The 20,169-nt window shown below is 43.3% G+C and carries 4 protein-coding genes; 2 read left to right on the top strand and 2 right to left on the bottom strand.

Going from position 1 to position 20,169, the window contains the following annotated elements; translation table 11 throughout:
- The first annotated feature begins 3 nt into the window (after positions 1 to 3).
- Together ABLA85_RS15155 and ABLA85_RS15150 are read left to right on the top strand one after the other, a co-directional pair.
- The gene (locus ABLA85_RS15155; RefSeq protein ID WP_367965234.1) at positions 4 to 19,032 is read left to right on the top strand and encodes a hemagglutinin repeat-containing protein; all 19,029 of its coding nucleotides are present in this window, start codon (positions 4 to 6) and stop codon (positions 19,030 to 19,032) included.
- The gene (locus ABLA85_RS15150) at positions 19,033 to 19,416 is read left to right on the top strand and encodes a hypothetical protein (protein WP_367965233.1); all 384 of its coding nucleotides are present in this window, start codon (positions 19,033 to 19,035) and stop codon (positions 19,414 to 19,416) included.
- A gap of 47 nt (positions 19,417 to 19,463) precedes the next feature.
- Here ABLA85_RS15150 and ABLA85_RS15145 read toward each other — a convergent pair whose 3' ends face one another.
- Entirely contained in the window at positions 19,464 to 19,646 is a 183-nt protein-coding gene (locus ABLA85_RS15145) for a SymE family type I addiction module toxin (RefSeq protein ID WP_367965232.1), read from the bottom strand.
- A 125-nt stretch (positions 19,647 to 19,771) separates the two neighbouring features.
- A complete protein-coding gene (locus ABLA85_RS15140) occupies positions 19,772 to 20,158 on the bottom strand; it encodes a helix-turn-helix transcriptional regulator (protein ID WP_367965231.1) in 387 nt (128 codons plus the stop codon).
- Positions 20,159 to 20,169: the final 11 nt, after the last annotated feature.

Raw genomic sequence — 20,169 nt, 5'->3', positions numbered from 1 at the left:
ATTATGAACAAACATTTATATCGTATTATTTTTAACAAAGCTCGCCAAATGCTGATGGTAGTGGCAGAGATTGCTCAAAGTGGGCAAGGAAGCACTACTCGTCGAACACAAAAAACGAAAACAGTAAGTTCGCGTTTATTCAGTCTTTCTGCTCTATCATTTTCGCTTTATTTGGCTTCTGGACTAGTTACAGTTTCCGCACAGACAAACTCTAACATTGTGGCTGACCGTAATGCACCGGGTAATCAGCAACCAACCGTGCTGGTAACAGCCAACGGTTTGCCGCAAATCAATATTCAGACACCAAATTCCCAGGGGATTTCACGCAACCAATACAGTCAGTTTGATGTGGGGACGCGGGGTGCAATCCTCAATAATAGTTACAAAAATACCCAGACTAATCTGGCGGGAATGGTAACGGCAAACCCATGGCTAGCAAAAGGTCAGGCCAAAATTATCCTCAATGAGGTAAACAGCGGTAATACCAGCCGATTGAATGGATTTTTGGAAGTTGCCGGAGGTCGAGCACATGTCGTGATCGCTAACCCAGCAGGAATAACTTGTAGCGGGTGTGGCTTTATTAATTCTTATAAAGCGACTCTGGTGGCGGGAAAGGCTATTACGGAAAAAGGTCAATTGAAAGGCTTCAATGTTGATCGAGGGCAACTGACGGTAGAAGGCAATGGTATGAATGCACAAAATACCGCTTATACCGAATTGATTGCTGATGCTGTTAACGTCAATGCCAAACTATATGCTAATGATCTAAGCATAGTGACAGGGCAGAATAAAGTCAGCAGTGATATACAGGCGATAACAACTAAGTCTGATGATAATACGAATAAACCACAGTTTGCTCTAGATGTTGCTGCCGTAGGTGGTATGTATGCTAATGCAATTACTCTGCGTGGTACGGAAAAAGGTGTAGGGGTTCGTAATGCAGGCACAATTGGTGCATTAGCAGGTAATGTAACGATCAGTGCGGACGGTAAAATTGAAAACAGCGGGATGTTGTATAGCCAAAACGCATTACAACTCTCTAACCATGAAGATGTCAATAATTCAGGAAAAGTATTGGCAAAAGCAGATATGGAGCTGAATACCGGGCAGGTTCTGCATAATAGTGGAACAATAGCAGCCTCCGGAAATACCACACTGAATGCAGATAGTATCAAAGGTGCTACCCAAGGAGCACTAGCAGCTGGTATTGATGATGATGGAAAAGCCACCGGTACCGGCAATCTGGCGCTGAATGGTCGTCAAGAAGTGATATCTAATGGTAAAAATCTGGCGGGCGGAAATCTACAGGTAACCAGTAGTAGAGTTGATTTACAACATAGCAAAACTTATGCCAGCAATATTACACTGACAGCCACGCAAACTGATATAGATACCTCTAATGGGACATTGGTTGCCAAACATGAATTGAACTTGGATGCTCCCACACAATGGAAGAATAACAGTGGAAAATTGTCTGGGGAAACACTGAACCTGAAAACACCTGTTTTGGAAAATAAGAAAGGAACTATCCAGCAAACAGGAAGTACCCCCCTGCAATTAACGCAAAACTCCTTGGATAATACTGAAGGCAAGTTGCTGAGTGCTAGTGACTTGAATATGGATGTCGGGGTACTGAATAATCAACAAGGTAAGATTGCTGCTAATTCACAAGCAACATTAGTAACGGGCAATATCAATAATAAAGAAGGCCGTATTATTGCGAATAGTGGACTGACAGTAAACAGTCAAACTCTTAATAATACAGCCGGTGAATTGTTATCTGCAGCAAATGTATCAATAGATACGCATGGCCAAGAACTAACAAATAACTCCATTGAAATTGTTGAGGAAGATGAAGGGAAATCTGAAACTTCGTTTAAATCTGGACAAATTGTTAGTGGCCAAACATTGAACTTGCGCACAGGTGATTTGAAGAATGAAAAAGGTCAAATTGTTGCCAAAGATGGGATAACAATCACTAGTTCGTCTCTGGAGCACACCAAGGATAAATCACAGTTTGCGGTAGTGCGTAATGCTGGTGAAATAGGCGCACAAGCAGGTGATGTCACACTTAATGTGGACGGTACTATTGAAAATAGTGGAGTGATTTCAGCTACCGGGCATACTACGCTTAATGCCGATAGTATCAATAGCACAACTCAAAGTACACTTGCAGCAGGTATTGATGATAATGGAAAAGCCACAGGAACCGGTAACCTGGTACTGAATGGTCACCATGAAGTAGTCGCTAATGGCAAAAATCTGGCGGGCGGAAATCTACAGGTAACTGGTAGCAGCGTCGATTTACAACACAGTAAAACTTATGCCAGTAATATTACACTGACGGCTATACAAGCCGGTGTAGATACCTCTCACGGAACATTGGCAGCCAAAGATGAACTAAATCTGGATACCTCTACACAGTGGAAGAATAACAGCGGCAAATTATCTGCAGAAACACTGAACCTGAAAGCACCTGTTCTGGAAAATCAGGAAGGAATTATCCAGCAAACAGGGAACACTCCCCTACAACTGACGCATGATATTCTGGATAACACTGGAGGTACGTTGCTGAGTAGTGGTGATCTGAATATAAACGCAGGGTCACTGAATAACCAGAAAGGTAAGATCGCCACCAGAACCAAAACTACTCTGGTAACCGGTAATATCAACAATACGGAAGGTCAAATTGCCGGTAATGAAGGACTAAACATTACCAGCCAAATGTTGAACAACACGTCTGGTAAATTGCAATCTGTGGCTGAGTTGTCAGTGAATACTCAGGATCATGCGCTGATGAACCAGCAAGGCGTGATTGCTTCAAATAGCAAAACTACATTGAAAACTGGTGCTATCAACAATAGGCAAGGCCAAATTGCTGGCGATAAAGGGTTGTCTATTACCAGTCAATCGTTGGATAGCACTGAAGGTAAATTGCAGTCTGTGGCTGAATTGATGGTGGATACTCAGGGTCAGGAGTTGATTAACCAGCAAGGTGTCATTGCATCCAATAGTAAAACGACGCTGAAAACAGGTGATATTAATAATAAGAAAGGCCGAATCATCGGTGATGATGGGTTGTCTATTACCAGCCAAGCACTAGATAACACCGCAGGTGATTTGCTGTCTGAGGCCGATTTAAGTGTCGATACGCAGGGAAAACAGCTTATTAATGCTGAGAAAGGTGTGATTGCATCCGACGCTAAAACCATGCTTACAACCGGTGCTATCAATAATACTGAAGGCCAACTCGCTGGTAATGCAGGATTAACAATTAACAGCCAGGCAATAGACAACACTCTAGGTAAATTGCAGTCTTCAGCAGAATTGACAATTAATACCCAAGGTCAAAAACTCATTAGCCAACAAGGTGTGATTGCCTCTAATAGCAAAGTTACTTTGACGACTGGTGATATCGACAATACGCAAGGCCAAATTGCTGGTGATAAAGGGGTGACGATTACTAGCCAATTTCTGAATAACACTAAAGGAAAATTACAGTCAGCAGCCGAATTAACCGTAGATACGCAAGCTCAAGCGCTAGCTAACCAACAAGGTGTAATTGCATCTAATAACAAAGTTACTTTGACGACTGGTGATATCGACAATACGCAAGGTCAAGTTGTTGGTGATAAAGGATTGGAGATTACGAGCCAGGCACTAAAGACCACTGAAGGAAAATTACTCTCTGCTGTTGATTTGACCGTAGATACAAAAGGACAGAAGCTCACCAACAAAAAAGGCGTAATTGCCTCCAATGGCAAAACGACACTAAAAACCGGTGAGATCAATAATACAGAAGGTCAAATCTCTGGTGATAAAGGACTAAATATTACCAGTCAGGAGTTGAATTCCGCCGAAGGAAAATTACTGTCTACTACTGATCTAACCATAGACACGAAAGGACAGAAACTCACCAATCAGCATGGTATGATTGTTTCCGACAACAAAATGATATTGACAACCGGCGATATCAATAACATCAATGGTGAAATTTCCAGTAATGCGGAACTAACAATTACCAGTCAAGCAATTGATAACACGTCTGGACAATTGCTGGCTGCGGCGGATCTGTCTATAGATACACAAGAGCAACAGCTTATTAATGCTCAGAAGGGGCTGATTGCTTCCGATACTAAAACCACACTAAAAACGGGTGATATTAACAACATAAATGGTCATATTGCTGGAAATACAGGGCTGACCATTACCAGTCAGGCAGTAGATAGCACTGCTGGGAAATTACTGACTACCGCTAATTTGATCGTAGATACACAAGGGCAACAGCTTATCAATGCCCAAAAAGGCTTGATTGCAGCTGATGCCAAAACCACGCTGATAACCGGTACTATCAACAATACAGAAGGTCAAATCGCGGGTAATGAAGGAGTAACAATTACTAGTCAGTCTTTGGATAACACTGAAGGTAAATTGCAGTCAGCAGCAGAATTGACTGTGAATACGCAAGATCAAACGCTGATTAACCAGAAAGGCGTGATTGCCTCCAATCGTAAAACAAAACTGAAAACCGGTAATATCAATAATACTCAGGGTGAAATCTTAGGTGATACAGGGCTGGAAATTACCAGTCAGGAACTAAACACCACTGAAGGGAAATTACTGTCTGCTGCTGATCTGATCGTAGATACAAAAGGGCATAAACTCACTAACCAACAAGGTGTGATTGCCTCTAACCGCAAAACTACACTGACAACCGGTGATATCAACAATATAGATGGTCGTATTTCCGGTAATACAGAACTGGAAATTACCAGCCAGGCAGTAGATAACACCGCAGGCAAATTACAGTCTACGGCGGAATTAACTGTAGATACACAGGATCAAGAGCTAATTAATCAGAGGGGCGTAATTACCTCTAACAGTAGAACAACACTGAAAACGGGTAATATCAATAATACCCAAGGTGAAATTTCCGGTGATACAGGGCTGACAATTACCAGTCAGGCGCTAAATTCTACCGAAGGAAAATTACTGTCTGCTGCTGATCTGACCATAGACACGAAAGGAGAAAAACTCACAAACCAGCAAGGTGTGATTGCCTCCAACAGCAAAACTACACTGACAACCGGTGATATCAGTAATATCAATGGTCAAATTTCTGGTAATGAAGGGTTAACAATTACCAGTCAGGCAATGGATAACACGACTGGGAAATTATTGTCTGCTGCTGATCTGACGGTAGATACGCAGGGAAAACAGCTTACTAATGACAAGCAAGGTTTGATTGCAGCTGATGCCAAAACCACGCTGATAACGGGAGCTCTCAATAATATCGAAGGCCAAATAGCTGGTAATAAAGGTTTGAAAATTACCAGTCAGGCGGTAGATAACACCTCAGGTAAATTACAATCAGCTGCTGAATTAACGGTAGATACACAGGATCAAGTGCTGGTTAATCAGCAAGGCCTGATGGCCTCTAATAGTAAAACGACACTGAAAACTGGTGAAATCAATAATACCCAAGGTGAAATTTCCGGTGATCAAGGGTTAGATATTAACAGTCAGGCACTAAATTCTACCGAAGGAAAATTATTGTCTGCCTCTGATCTGACTGTAAATACGAAAGGGCAAAAACTCACCAATCAACAAGGTATGATTGCCTCCAATAGTAAAACCTCACTGACAACCGGTGATATCAACAATATCAATGGTCAAATTTCTGGTAATGAAGGGCTGACAATTACCAGTCAGACAGTGGATAACACGACTGGGAAATTATTATCTGCTGCTGATCTGACGGTAGATACGCAGGGAAAACAGCTTACTAATGCTCAGAAAGGTCTGATTGCAGCTGATGCTAAAACTAAGCTGATAACAGGTATTATCAATAATACTGAAAGCCAAATTGGTGGCAATAAAGGACTGGAAATTACCAGTCAGGCCTTAGACAACACCGCAGGTAAATTACAGTCTACTGCAGACTTAACAGTTAATACTCAGGATCAATTGCTTACCAATAAGCATGGGGTCATTGCGTCTAATGCCAAGACCATGTTGACTGCTGGTGAAGTCAATAATACCCAAGGTGAAATTTCTGGTGATAAAGGGCTGGAGATTAACAGTAAAGGACTGGATAACTCCGCCGGAAAAATGCTGTCTACTGCTGAACTAACTATCGATACTAAGGGAGAAAAACTCACCAATCAACAGGGTGTGATTGCCTCTAATAAAACCACACTGGCAACCGGTAATATTAACAATATTGACGGACAAATTTCAGGTAATGAGGGGCTGACAATCACCAGTCAGGCTCTGGATAACACCGCAGGAAAATTGTTATCAGCTGCTGATTTAAATGTTGATACGCAAGGGCAACAGCTTATCAATGCCCAGAAAGGTTTGATTGCAGCAGATGCTAAGACCACGCTGACAACGGGAGCTCTTGATAATACTGAAGGCCAAATCGCTGGTAATCAAGAACTGAAAATTACCAGTCAGGCATTAAATAACACCAAAGGAAAATTACAATCTGCTGCTGACCTGATCGTAGATACGCAAGACCAGACACTGATTAACCAGCAAGGTGTGATTGTTTCCAATGGCAAAGCCACACTAAAAACAGGTGATATCAACACTAAGAAAGGCCAAATTGCAGGCAATGAAGGACTGGCAATTACCAGTCGGTCACTGGATAACTCCGAAGGTAAATTACAGTCTGCTGTTGATTTGACTGTGGATACACAGGACAAGGCACTGATTAACCAGCAGGGAATGATTGCTTCCAATGCTAAAACCGTACTAACAACTGGTGAACTCAATAATATCCAAGGTGAAATTTCAGGTGATAAAGGGCTGACGATTACCAGTCAGGTACTGAATACTACCGAAGGAAAATTACTGTCTGCGACTGATCTGTCTGTAGATACAAAAGGGCAAAAACTCACCAATCAAAAAGGTGTGATTGCTTCTAATAGCAAAACTACACTGACAACCGGAGATATCAATAATATCAACGGTCAAATTTCCAGTAATGAGATACTGACAATCACTAGCAAAACGCTGGATAACAGCGCTGGGAAATTACTGTCTGCTGCTGATTTAATTGTCGATACGCAAGGAAAAGAGCTAACTAATGCTCAAAAAGGTTTAATTTCATCCGATGCCAAAACCACACTGACAACGGGAGCTATCAACAATACTGAAGGCCAAATCATTGGCAGTAAAGGACTGGACATTACCAGTCAGGCATTGGATACATCTAGTGGGAAATTACTGTCTGCAGCCGATCTGAGCGTAGATACGAAAGGAGAGAAACTCACCAATCAACAAGGTGTGATTATTTCCGATACTAAAGCCACATTGAAAGCCGGTGATATTAACAATACAAAAGGTCAAATCGCTGGTAATGAAGGTCTGACAATAACCAGTCAGGCGTTGAATAACACCGAAGGTCAATTACAATCTGCAGCAGCATTAACGGTGAATACGCAGGATCATACGCTGGTTAACCAACACGGAGTTATCGCATCTAATGCCAAGACCACATTGATCACTGGTGAACTCAATAATACCCAAGGTGAAATTTCAGGTGATAAAGGGCTGGAGATTAGCAGTCAGGCACTGAATACCACCGAAGGAAAATTACTGTCTGCCAATAATCTAACCGTAGATACAAAAGGGCAAAAACTTACCAACCAGCAAGGCGTGATTGCGTCTAATAGCAAAACTACCCTGACAACCGGTGATATCAACAATATCGACGGTCAAATCTCCGGTAATGAGGGGCTGACGATTACCAGCCAGTCAGTGGATAACAGCACTGGGAAATTATTGTCTGCTGCTGACCTGACTATAGATACGCAAGGGCAACAACTTACCAATGTTCAACACAGTCTGGTTGCATCAGATACCAAAACCATATTAACAACAGGGATTATAAATAATACTGACGGAAAAATTTCTGGCAATAAAGGGCTGACGATTAACAGTCAGGCGTTGGATACTACTGCCGGAAAATTACTGTCTGCTGCTGATTTGACTGTGGATACACATGAACAAAAACTCACCAACCAACAAGGTGTGATTGTTTCCAATGGTAAAGCAACACTGAAAACCGGTGAGACCAGCAATATAAAAGGTCAAATTGCGGGTAACGAAGGACTGGATATTACCAGTCAGGCACTGGATAACACCGAAGGGAAATTGCAGTCTGCAGCCGAGTTGGCAGTAAATACGCAGGGCGATACGCTGATTAACCAGCAAGGGGCCATAGCATCTAATGCCAAAACCACATTGGTAACTGGCAATATCAACAATATTCAGGGTGAAATTTCCGGCGATAAAGGGTTAACAATTACTAGCCAGGCACTGGATAACACCACAGGGAAATTACAATCTACTGCCGATCTGACTGTCGATACGCAAGGACAACAGCTTATCAATGCTCAGAAAGGCTTGATTGCATCAGATGCTAAAACCACGCTAACAACAGGTATTATCAATAATACTGAAGGTGAAATCGTAGGCAATGAAGGGCTGGGAATTACCAGTCAGTCTCTGGATAACACTAAAGGGAAATTACAATCTACTGCCGATCTGACTGTCGATACGCAGGATCAAAAACTCATTAACCAACAAGGTATGATTGCTTCTAACACGAAGGCCATACTGAAAGCTGGTGATATCAGTAACACGAAAGGTCAAATTGCAGGCAACGAAGGGCTGGAAATTACCAGTCAGGCATTGGATAACTCTGAAGGGAAAATCCAATCTGCGGCTGATCTGACCGTGAATACGCAGGATAAGGCGTTGATTAACCTGCAGGGAATGATTGCATCTAATGCAAAAACCATACTAACGACGGGTGAACTCAATAATATCCAAGGTGAAATCTCAGGCGATAAAGGGCTGGCAATTATTGGTCAGGCACTGAATACCACTAAAGGGAAATTACTGTCTACTGCCGATCTGACCATAGATACAAAAGGACAAAAACTCACTAATCAACAAGGTGTAATTGGCTCCAATAGCAAAATCACACTAACAACTGGTGATATCAGTAATATAAATGGTCAAATTTCCAGCAATGATAGTCTGGCAATCACCAGTCAGGAACTGGATAACACCACCGGAAAATTGCAGTCTGCTACCGATTTAACTGTAGATACGCAAGGGAAACAGCTTATCAATGCTCAGAAAGGTCTGATTTCAGCTGACACCAAAACGACACTGACGACGGGAGCGCTAAACAATACTGAAGGCCAAATCATCGGCAATAAAGGATTGGTGATTAACAGTCAGGCTTTGGATACTACCGCAGGAAAATTGCTATCTTCTGCCGATCTGACTGTGGATACGCATAAACAAAAACTCACCAACCAGCAAGGTGTGATTGCCTCCAATGGTAAAACGACACTGACAACCGGTGATATCAGTAATACGAAAGGTCAAATTGCGGGTAATGGAGGACTGGTAATTACTAGTCAGACTTTGGATAACACAGAAGGCAAATTGCAGTCTGTGGCCGACTTGACGGTAAATACACAAGGTCATGTACTGATTAGTCAACAAGGAGTCATCGCATCTAATGCTAAGACCACATTAACGGCTGAAAAAATCAACAATATCCAGGGTGAAATTTCTGGTGATAAAGGATTGGCAGTTACCAGTCAAGCGCTGAATAGTACCTCAGGTAAGTTATTATCTGCCGCCGATCTGTCCATAGATACGAATGGACAAACACTCACTAACCAGCAAGGTGTGATTGCTTCCAATAGCAAAGTTGCGCTATCAACTGGTGAGATTAGCAATACAAAAGGTCAAATCGCGAGCAACAAAGGACTGGTAATTACCAGTCAGGGGCTGGATAACACCGAAGGTAAATTACTGTCTACGGAAGACCTAACTGTCGATACGCAGGGGCAAAAACTAACTAATCAGCAAGGTGTCATTTCTGCTGATGCTCTGACCGTGTTAACAACAGGAGATATCAATAACACGAAAGGCCAAATTGCTGGTGATAATGGACTAGCAATTACCAGCCAGACACTGAATAACACGGAAGGTAAGTTACTGTCTGCCGGCGATTTGACTGTCAGTACGGAAAATCAGTCGCTGATTAATGAGCAGGGTGTGATTGCTTCTAATAGTAAAACGACATTAAAAACGGGCGATATTAATAATAGAAAAGGTCAAATTGCTGGTGATAAAGGGCTGGAAATTAGCAGCCAGATGCTGGATACCTCCGAAGGTAAGTTATTGTCTGTCGCTGATCTCACTGTAGATACGCATGATAAGACACTGATTAACCAACAAGGCGAAATTACTGCGAATGCTAAAACAACACTGAAAACTGGTGATATCAACAATACAAAAGGGCAAATAGCGGGTAACGAAGGGTTGAAAATTACCAGCCAAGCTGTGAATAACACGGAAGGGCAGTTACTTTCAGCGATGGATATCAGCGTTGACACACAAGGCAAAGAATTCACGAATACCCAAGGCAAATTAGCAGCAGAGGGTGCTGCCACATTACGCAGTGGTGACTTGGATAACCAACAAGGAACCATCATTGTAAACGCCCAAGCTAAATTGGAAACCGGTAACCTTGATAATACAAAAGGCCAGATAGCAGGTAACAATGGTGTTAATCTGCACAGTAAAGTCCTGAACAATACTGAGGGTAAGATACAATCCGCAGCGGATCTCACTGTAGATACACAAGGGCAGCTACTCACCAATAAACAGGGTTCGTTAGCTGCCGATGGTTTGACTGCTTTACATACAGGTACAGTAGATAACCAACATGGGAATATTCAGGGTGGAACCGGACTGGTTATTGATACAGGTGATCAATCACTCATCAACCAGCAAGGAACGCTCCTCTCGCTGGGTACAACCAATATCAAAACTCACTTACTGGATAACCAGCAAGGTCAACTGCAATCGGTAGGTGATATGTCATTGGTTGTGGCAGAGCAAATCAGCAATAACGATGGTCTTATCCGTGGTGGAAAAGCATCGTCTATTAATGCAAAAACCATGTTCAATGGTTCAACTCTGGGCACAAAAGATAAAGGCATCGAAGCGAATAGCTTGAATTTAACAGTAGAGGAACTCGATAACACAGCAGGTGCAATTCGTACAACCTCTGAGCAGAAACTACATGTTCGGAATTTAGTCGATAATAACCAAGGGCTGATTAGCAGTACCGACCGCCTGACAATCACAGATGAAAATGGAAAATCACTCAAAATTAATAATCTTGATGGAACCTTGATTGCAGGCAAACAGGAGCAGATCAAAGCGAACAGTTTGAGTGGAGATGGGAAAATTTTGTCGCAAGGTGATCTGTCCATCAGTTTAAGCAAGTCGTTCACTAACAACAATATTATTGCTGCTGATGGTGATCTGAACTTAGATTCAGGCATGGAAATCACAAACAATAAGCAGATTCTCTCTGGTCATACGCTGAAGATAGAAGCTCCACAAATCATCAATACTGAAACGGCAGAAATTAGCGCAGTTAATACCCATGTCAAAGCCGATAACATGCTGAATAAGGGACTAATAGATGGCGAGTTGACTCATGTCGATAGCTCGGTAATGACCAACTCAGGTACAGGGCGGATTTATGGCGATCATGTAGCAATAAAAGCTGAAACGCTGAAAAACCTGAAAGAGAAAGATAAAAGCGCTGTTATTGCTGCCCGTGATCGGGCAGATATCGGTGTTGATGATCTGTTGTTAAACCAAGATCATGCATTGATTTACAGTGCGGGTGATTTGAAAATCGGTAGCCGTTTGGATGAAAACTATCAGGCTACAGGGCAAGCGGGAAGGATAAATAACTACAGCGCGTCTATTGAAGCGGGCGATAACGCGTTTATCAGAGCCGCTCTGCTGGAAAATAAAGATATTCATCTAAAATTATCTGATAAGCCTGTAGAAGTTGAACGTGAGCATCGCCATCAATTTAAGGGAAGTGGTGCTAGTACAACTTATAATGCTACTGATAAAGGTGTTCGTTACGAGTATGGACGTGAACATAAGCTATGGACACCTGATGATTTTTACAAAAACTTCGCTGAATTCAAATATGACCATATAACGTCTGAAACTCAGGTAGTGAATAAAGAGTCCGCTACCATTATGTCAGGTAAGAATCTGACTTTAATGGGTTATCAATATACCAATGAAAACAGCCGCATAGTAGCGGGTGGTGATTTACAGTCAACTGTAAGCAAGTTGGACAATCTGGAAGCGACTGGACAACGTATCACTACGGATGTAGGCGATAGTTGGTGGCATCAAGAACCTAAAAAAAGACGGATGGGTAAAAAGAAATCGAGCAGCGTTAGCCATAGCAACTACGCCCCGACTCCAGAAGTTACCACATTACCTTTACATCTGATGGAATATCAGGCTAACACTAATAGTACCGGCGTTGGTAGTTCACCAGATGCGCGCCAATCTTTGTCATTAACCGATAAGCCAATAGAAGCAGGTCATATTGTTACACAAGGTGGAAACTTAAACGTAGATATGTCAAATCCGTCAGTCTTGATCAAAGCAACGGATGCGACAAATGCGTTAGAAACAGTCAAAGTAGCGAACGCAACAAATTCGTTAGAACCGATTAAAGTAGCGAATGCAACAAACTCGTTAGAATCTATTAAGATAGCGGACGCGACAAATTCGTTAGAACTCGTCAAAGTAGCGGGAATAACAAACTCGTTAGATCCTGTCAAAATGGTTGATGCAACAAATACATTGGATCCTGCTAACGTGGTTGATGCAACCAATACGCTAGATCCTGTCAAAGTGGCGAGTTCGGCAAATGTATTAGAATCCGTGAAAGTGACGGATGCAACCAATACGTTAGAGCCAGTAAAAGTCACCGATAAGACAAATTCGTTAAAACCAACCAAAGTGTCGGATACAGCGAATACGTTAGATTCTGTCAAATTGATGGATGCCACAAATACGTTAGAAACCATCAAAGTCGCTAATACAACAAATGCGTTAGAATCCGTGAAAGTGGCTGATGCGACAAATACATTATATTCTGTGAAAGTTGCTGATGCAAAGAATGCATTAGAAACGGTGAAAGTGGCAGATGTAACAAACGTATTAGAGCCAGTAAAAGTAGGGAATTCATTAAATCAGTTAGATCTGATAAAACCTACTGATTTGCCAAGCCTAGTAGATCTGGATAATCCAAATAAAATACAGACGATACCTGTTCAGAATGTACTGCCTGGGCAAGAATCAGAGATTCGCCGTATTCAGGTGGATACTCATTTACCGGATAACAGTTTATTTACTCTAAATCTCGATAATGCCAATAAGCCCTTGATCGAAACTGATCGTCGTTTTACCGACAATAAAACTTGGTTAAGTACGGATTATATGCAGCAACAATGGAGCAACAACCCTGATAACATGCATAAGCGTTTGGGGGATGGCTTCTATGAGCAGCGGTTAATACGTGATCAGATAGTCCAGTTGACAGGGCATCGCTATCTTGACAATTACAACAGTGACGAAGAGCAATTTAAGGCGCTGATGAATTCCGGTGTCGCTTTTGGTAAACGCTATGGATTAACACCGGGTGTTGCTCTGACATCTTCGCAAATGACATTGTTAACAGACGATATGGTCTGGTTGGAAAACCGTCAAGTCACTCTGCCGAATGGTTCAGTTCAAACTGTTGTAGTACCGCAGGTCTATGCGCGGGTGAAACAGGGTGAACTAACGGGTGATGGAGCATTGCTAACAGGGCAACGAGTACTGGCAAATGCCTTGCAGGATGTTACTAATAGTGGACAAATTTCAGGTAGAGAAGTGACTCAGCTCACTGCTGAAAATGTGCAAAACCGGGGAGAAATAAGAGGTAATCGGATAGAAGTACAAGCTCGCACCGATATCAATAATCAGGGCGGGAAAATCCGAGGAAATGACAGTGTGAAACTACTGGCGGGTAATAACCTGACCAGTGTAACAACTGTAGGCAGTCAAGGTACTGACCAGTGGATTGACCGTACTGCAGGCATTTATGTTACCAATGATCAAGGTGAATTGACTCTACGTGCAAACAATAACCTGACTCTGACTGCCAGTGAGATTGTTAATAAGGGTAAAAACGGAGAAACAACTCTGAGCGCGGGTAATGATCTGAGTATCAATACTGTTACCACAGAAATAACCCGCAATCATGACTGGGACAGCAAAAATTATCTGCATCAGCATGAAAAAACTGATGTTGGTAGCACATTGCACAGTGAAGGTTCTATGCAGTTATTAGCTGGCAATGACCTGAAAGTGAAAGCTTCTGACGTTGTTACAGGTGGTGATTTGCATGTTCAGGCTGGGCGGAACGTGACATTGGAGTCCGGTGAAACTCAACGTTCGATGACTGAACATCATTACCGTAAAGATAAAAGTTTCCTCTCATCCGAATCAACGAAAACCCATGATGAAATTCATCAGAATCAAGCTCTGAGTACAACACTGAGTGGAAATAAAGTCACAGTGAAAGCTGGGCAGGATTTGCGGGTTGAAGGTAGCAATATCGCGGGTACAGAAGATGTTGCACTGGCTGCTGGCCGAAATGTTCAGGTAACAGCAGCAGCAGAATCGCTCACAGAACAGCATATGAAGCAAGAGAAAAAATCTGGCCTGATGAAAGCGGGTGGATTTGGCTTTACTCTGGGTAAAAATAGTCAGAAAAGCACCTCTGACAGTGATGGAGCGAGCGAGAAAGGCAGCGTCATTGGTAGTAGCCAAGGTAATCTTACTGTTGCTGCAGGGCAAGAAGTTAAAGTACATGGCAGTGAATTGATTGCCGGAAAAGATCTGACAGTAAGTGGCAGTAATGTACAGATTGAAGCTGGACGTAACAAACTAACTCATGATGAAACTTTTGAACAGAAGAGCAAAGGACTAACACTGTCTATTGGGAGTTCAGGAGGCAGTCTGACTACGGCTGTCAAAGCTATTGCGGAACAGGATAAACAAAGGGATAACGACCGGGTATCTGCACTCTATGATGTTAAGTCAGCGCTGAGTGTGACTCAGGCTGCGCATGACAAACTAGAAGAAAATCTTCTTGAAGGTAAAGACCCGATATTACCATCTGTTACTTTCCAAGCCACTATTGGCAAACAAAAGAACTCATCCCGTACTCATAAAGAGTCGGATACGACTGTAGGTTCTGCTCTTACTGCCGGAGATAACTTATCTATTACTGCTACAGGTCAGGGAGAAAACCTTGAAGCAGGAAATCTGGATATTATCGGCAGTCAGCTTAAAGCGGGTGGCAATACGACCTTGCAGGCAGAGAAAGACATTTCTCTGGCTGGGGCAGAGAATACCTACAAAACGGATAAAGAAAAGAGCAGCAGTGGCAAGCAATTCGGTGCCAGTGTCAACTTTGGTTTGAGCGGTACCTCTATGGTAAATGCTAATTATAAGGCTAACCGTAGTAAAGGTTCTGAGAAAGATAACGGGACGACGTGGACTGAAACATCCGTAGAGAGTGGTAAAACCATCACACTGAACAGTGGGCGGGATACAACTCTGGCAGGTACACATGTCAGCGGAGAAACAGTCAAAGTTGAGACTGGGCGTGATTTCCTTCTGACCCATCAGCAAAATAGTGATTCTCATGAATCTAAGCTGACGGAAAGTTCTCTTAATACGAATAAGTCTGTAAAAAACAAGGAGAAAACTTACGATCAGGCAAATCAACAATCTGCTAAATCCAGTACACTCAGTGGTGATCAAATAACTGTACAAGCTGGCCGGGATATTGGAGTACAAGGCAGTAATATTGCAGGTACTTATGATGTCGAACTGGCAGCGAAGCGTGATGTCACTATAACCACTGCTGAAGAGTCTCAATCTTCTGTTCATTTGAATGAAGAGAAGAAAACGGGCCGGGTAAAATCCAAAGGCGTTAGTGTGATGTTTGGTCAGAGCAAGGATAAGGCTACTGCCGATAGTGATGGGAGCAACGAAAAAGGCAGTGTGATAGGTAGCAGTGAGGGTAACCTGAGTATCACTGCGGGCCGAGACCTTTCAGTGCATGGAAGTGAGCTGATTGCCGGCAAAGATATGTCTCTGAAAGGACAGGAAGTCAGTATTACGGCAAGCAAAAGCCAGCTTAATCAATCACAATCCGTAGAACAGAAGAAAACGGGACTTAAGGTATCGTTGGCGGGTACTGTAGGCAGCGCGATTAACACTGCGGTAGAAACAGCTCAGGAGTTTAATGAGGATAAAGAGCAGGATAGCCGCCTTGCAGCACTGAAAGGTACTAAAGTTGCATTAAGTGGTATACAGGCTATGCAGGCAGCACGACTGGCTGAAGCGCAGGGCAATGATCCATCGCAAGACAGTGCTTTTGGTATCAAAGTTTCCCTGGAAACGCAATCTTCTAAATCCGAGCAAAAACTGCAGCAAAATTTTGCGCAGGGTAGCAATTTGACAACAGGAAACAATCTTTCCATCACGGCGACAGGCTCAGGCGAGAAAGGGCTTGATGGCGATATTACTGTGCAGGGAGGGAAGCTACAGGCAGGTCAAGATATCAATCTGTCCGCTAACCGGGATGTCAATTTGGTCTCTGCTGAAAACAGCCAGTTGCAGGATAGCAAGAATAAAAGTAGTGGTGGTAGCATCGGCGTTGGTATTGTTGCCGGTGGTTCTACGGGGATCCAATTCTCAGCTAACGTGAACAAAGGTCGGGGTTTTGAGAAAGGAACAGGCACGAATTACATCGAAACTACCGTCAATGCTGGTAACACCGTTAATCTTCACAGTGATCGGGATGCAAATCTGACTGGAGCACAGATAACAGGTGAAACGGTTAAAGCAGATGTTGGCCGCAATCTGACGATGCAAAGCCAGCAGGACAGCGATCGTTATGATGCGAAGCAAGTTAATGCAAGTGCATCGGGTAGTTTTACTTATGGCACAATGAGTGGCTCAGGTAGTGTCAATGTCAGCCGTGAGAAAATGCACAGCAATTATGACTCGGTGCAAGAACAAACGGGGATCTTTGCAGGCAAAGGCGGTTTTGATGTCAACGTAGGTGAACATACCCAGTTGGATGGTGCCGTAATTGGCAGTACTGCCACGGCAGATAAAAACCGACTGGAAACCGGTACCCTTGGTTTTAGTAATATTGAAAACAAAGCGGATTATAAAGTTGAACACCAAAGCGCAGGTTTTAGCGTGAGTGGTAACTTTGCCAATAATGCGAAATCCCCGGTAGCAGCACCAAGTGGCAGCCCTGTTGGCGGTACTAATTCAGGAGGCCTGAAAAATGTAGCAATGGGAATGCCGGTTGGCGGAGTGAGTGAGGGACATGCCAATTCCACAACACAGGCTGCAGTTAGTGAAGGCACATTAATTGTTCGTGATACTGAAAATCAGCAGCAAAATATTGCTGACTTGAGCCGTGATGTTGAACATGCAAATCAGGCTCTTAGCCCAATCTTTAACAAAGAGAAAGAGCAGAAACGTATCGAACAAAGCCGCTTGATCGGAGAAATCGGTAGTCAAGCGATAGACATTGCTCGCACAGAAGGTAATATTCGTTCTCTTCAGGCAGCTAAAGCTGAAATGGCTAAGAATGGAAAATCTGAGCCAGCTAAAGAGGCTCCAGAAAAAGAACGGCTTGAATATTATGAACAGCTCCGTGAAACTCAGGCCTATAAGGATGAACAGAAAAAATGGGGAACAGGCAGTGATCTGAATAAAGCTATGATGGCTGCGACAGCTGCAATACAGGGCTTAGCAGGTGGCGATATCGCAGCAGCAATTGCAGGCGGTGCATCTCCTTATCTGGCTGAAGTTATTAAGGATAAGACTACAGATCCGAAGACCCGAGAAGTGAATAAAGCCGCGAATGCAATGGCCCATGCTGTTTTGGGTGCTGTCATCGCAAAAGCAAATGGTGGAAACGCCTTAGCGGGCGGTGCAGGTGCAGCGGCTGGAGAACTAATGGCTCCGATTGTTGCTGAACAACTCTATGGTGCTAAAACACCGGAGGATATTGATCGGTTAAGTGAAGAACAACGGCAAACAGTCAGTGCATTATCTACCTTAGCTGGTGGGTTAACTGCTGGGTTGGCAACAGATTCAACCGCTGGTGGTATTTCCGGAGCGCAGACAGCGAAGAATGCGATTGAGAATAATGCGTTGAGTTTGCCAAAAGGCATGGCGGATTACGGTCGGGCACAGAGTTCACTCGCCATGCAAATGCTCAGGGAAGGGGCAACCCCGGATGAATTGTCGGAAGCGTTGGCAAAACAAGCGAGAGGTACGCACCCTGAAGGTCAAGATCCAGCCAGAGGGTTGATTGTGGCGTGGGGGAACTTCTTCGGTGTCCCGTTGGATGTGGTGATGTCCAATGAGAAAATGACGCCGGAGAAAGCCGCTGAAATTGTGGCCAGCGGTATCCCGACCAGTGAAGCGAAGGTGATGCAATATGTGGCGGCTAAAGCATTCTTGGCGCTGGCTAAAAATCCTGTTACGGGTAGCAAAGCAGAAGGTTCATCACCACAATGGAAAGTAGGAGAAGGGAAATTTAGTCCGAAGGATCAGGGTACGGTGACGAATGTTGAGCATCCGGTTGGTAAGTTTGATGGGAAGTCATTGTCGAATGGAAAAACAGAAAATGTTGCGAAGAATAGTGAGTTGTCAACAGGAACTGTTTTCGATTCCATTAAAGGCACCCAGCCAATGTATCCTGGATCCGTAATTCCTAAATCTTTTGAAATGTCATTACCGAACGGGAAGAAAGTATGGGTACATGGAAATGCTACCGAACATATGGTGGAGTACGCAGCATCAAAAGCTGTTACGCATACGCCTGAAGCCGTGAGACTGGCTAGTCAACAAGAACTAAGAAGTTTCCAATCTGCTGTAAATACTGCCACAAAAAATAAAATGCCATATGGTGAGAGAATTACTGTAGATGGCTGGCAACTAGAAATTAAACCACCACGAACAGCAACTGAGTTGCCAACGATCATCCATGCCCGTTATGTAGGAGCACATTAAATGGATATAGAAATTAAAAACCCTATAAACATTACATTAGATGTAATAGAGCTTGATGAGCATGTACCGTCAATGAAATTTAATCTTATAATCCGAGTAGATAAATTTGGATATAGTTTAGACGTGAATATGCAGCTATGGATAGAATGTCAATATTTTGACTCATTTATCGACAACTTACGTAGAAATGATATAGCTCGTCTTAAAGATATGAATGGGGCTTTTGAATTGCTATTAAACCCTGTTCAGGACTTACTTGAATGGTCATGTGCCAAAGAAAATCTAGATGGCTATATCACATCAGCAAAAGGAAGAGAAAAGCTAACCGATGAGTCGAAATGTGCATTGTACGAGGCATTTAATGATTACCCTAAGTGGTGGTAATCAATAAATACTGATCCCAGCCAAGCGCTGGGATCTCCTTTTAGCGGTCAATCATTCTCAACCAGCCGGATAATCAGCTGCCCCCGTTCAACGGTGATGTTCACCGGCTGCCCGGTCGCAAAGCCCGCTTCTTCCAGCCAGTTGCCTTTTAGGTGCAGGCTGGGATGCTGGCTGTAATAACGGGTCATACCGGTGCTGTGGTCTTCGTGGCGGGTGCTGGCATACCCCACCTTATAGCTGCGCCGGGCTTTTGAAATCGCTAAATCTGCATTACAATCGCGGTTAGCCGTGTTACCGAATGGCCGTCTGGTAACACGGTACTCATAAAAATCGTCTTTCCTGTAGCAAATCCTTTCTACGATGTCAGTAACTGCATCATCTTCGAACGTTTAAGCAAACTGTCCATTAACACAATCAGCGCCTGCTGATCTTCATCGGATAATGAATCCATCTGAGTGACAATTGCCTGTAAACGCGGATTATGTATCTGTGGTGGCGTCATGGGTTCGAGTCCGCCCAGTGAATCCAGACTGCTTTGTAATACCTGAGCGATCCTGACGACGGCATCCAGTTGAGGAACGGAAGCACCACGTTCCCAGCGGTTATAAACTCGGCGATCAACATTAAGCAGTTCAGCTAATCTCGCTTGTGTCATCTTCCGGGCTTCTCTGGCTTCCTTTAGCCGTGTAGCAAACAGTTGCATATCTTCCTCACAAATCCAGTGTGGTAACGATATGTGCATTGTAAGCCCTC

The organism is Xenorhabdus sp. SGI246 (assembly GCF_040838225.1).
Lineage (GTDB): Bacteria > Pseudomonadota > Gammaproteobacteria > Enterobacterales > Enterobacteriaceae > Xenorhabdus > Xenorhabdus indica.
Note: the sequence above shows the minus strand (reverse complement) of the source record. Positions and strands in the feature narration are given on the sequence as shown.

Coding starts and splice junctions, on each gene's coding strand:
- ABLA85_RS15155 (WP_367965234.1), top strand. CDS start 4: ATGAACAAACATTTATATCGTATTATTTTTAACAAAGCTCGCCAAATG.
- ABLA85_RS15150 (WP_367965233.1), top strand. CDS start 19,033: ATGGATATAGAAATTAAAAACCCTATAAACATTACATTAGATGTAATA.
- ABLA85_RS15140 (WP_367965231.1), bottom strand. CDS start 20,158: ATGCACATATCGTTACCACACTGGATTTGTGAGGAAGATATGCAACTG.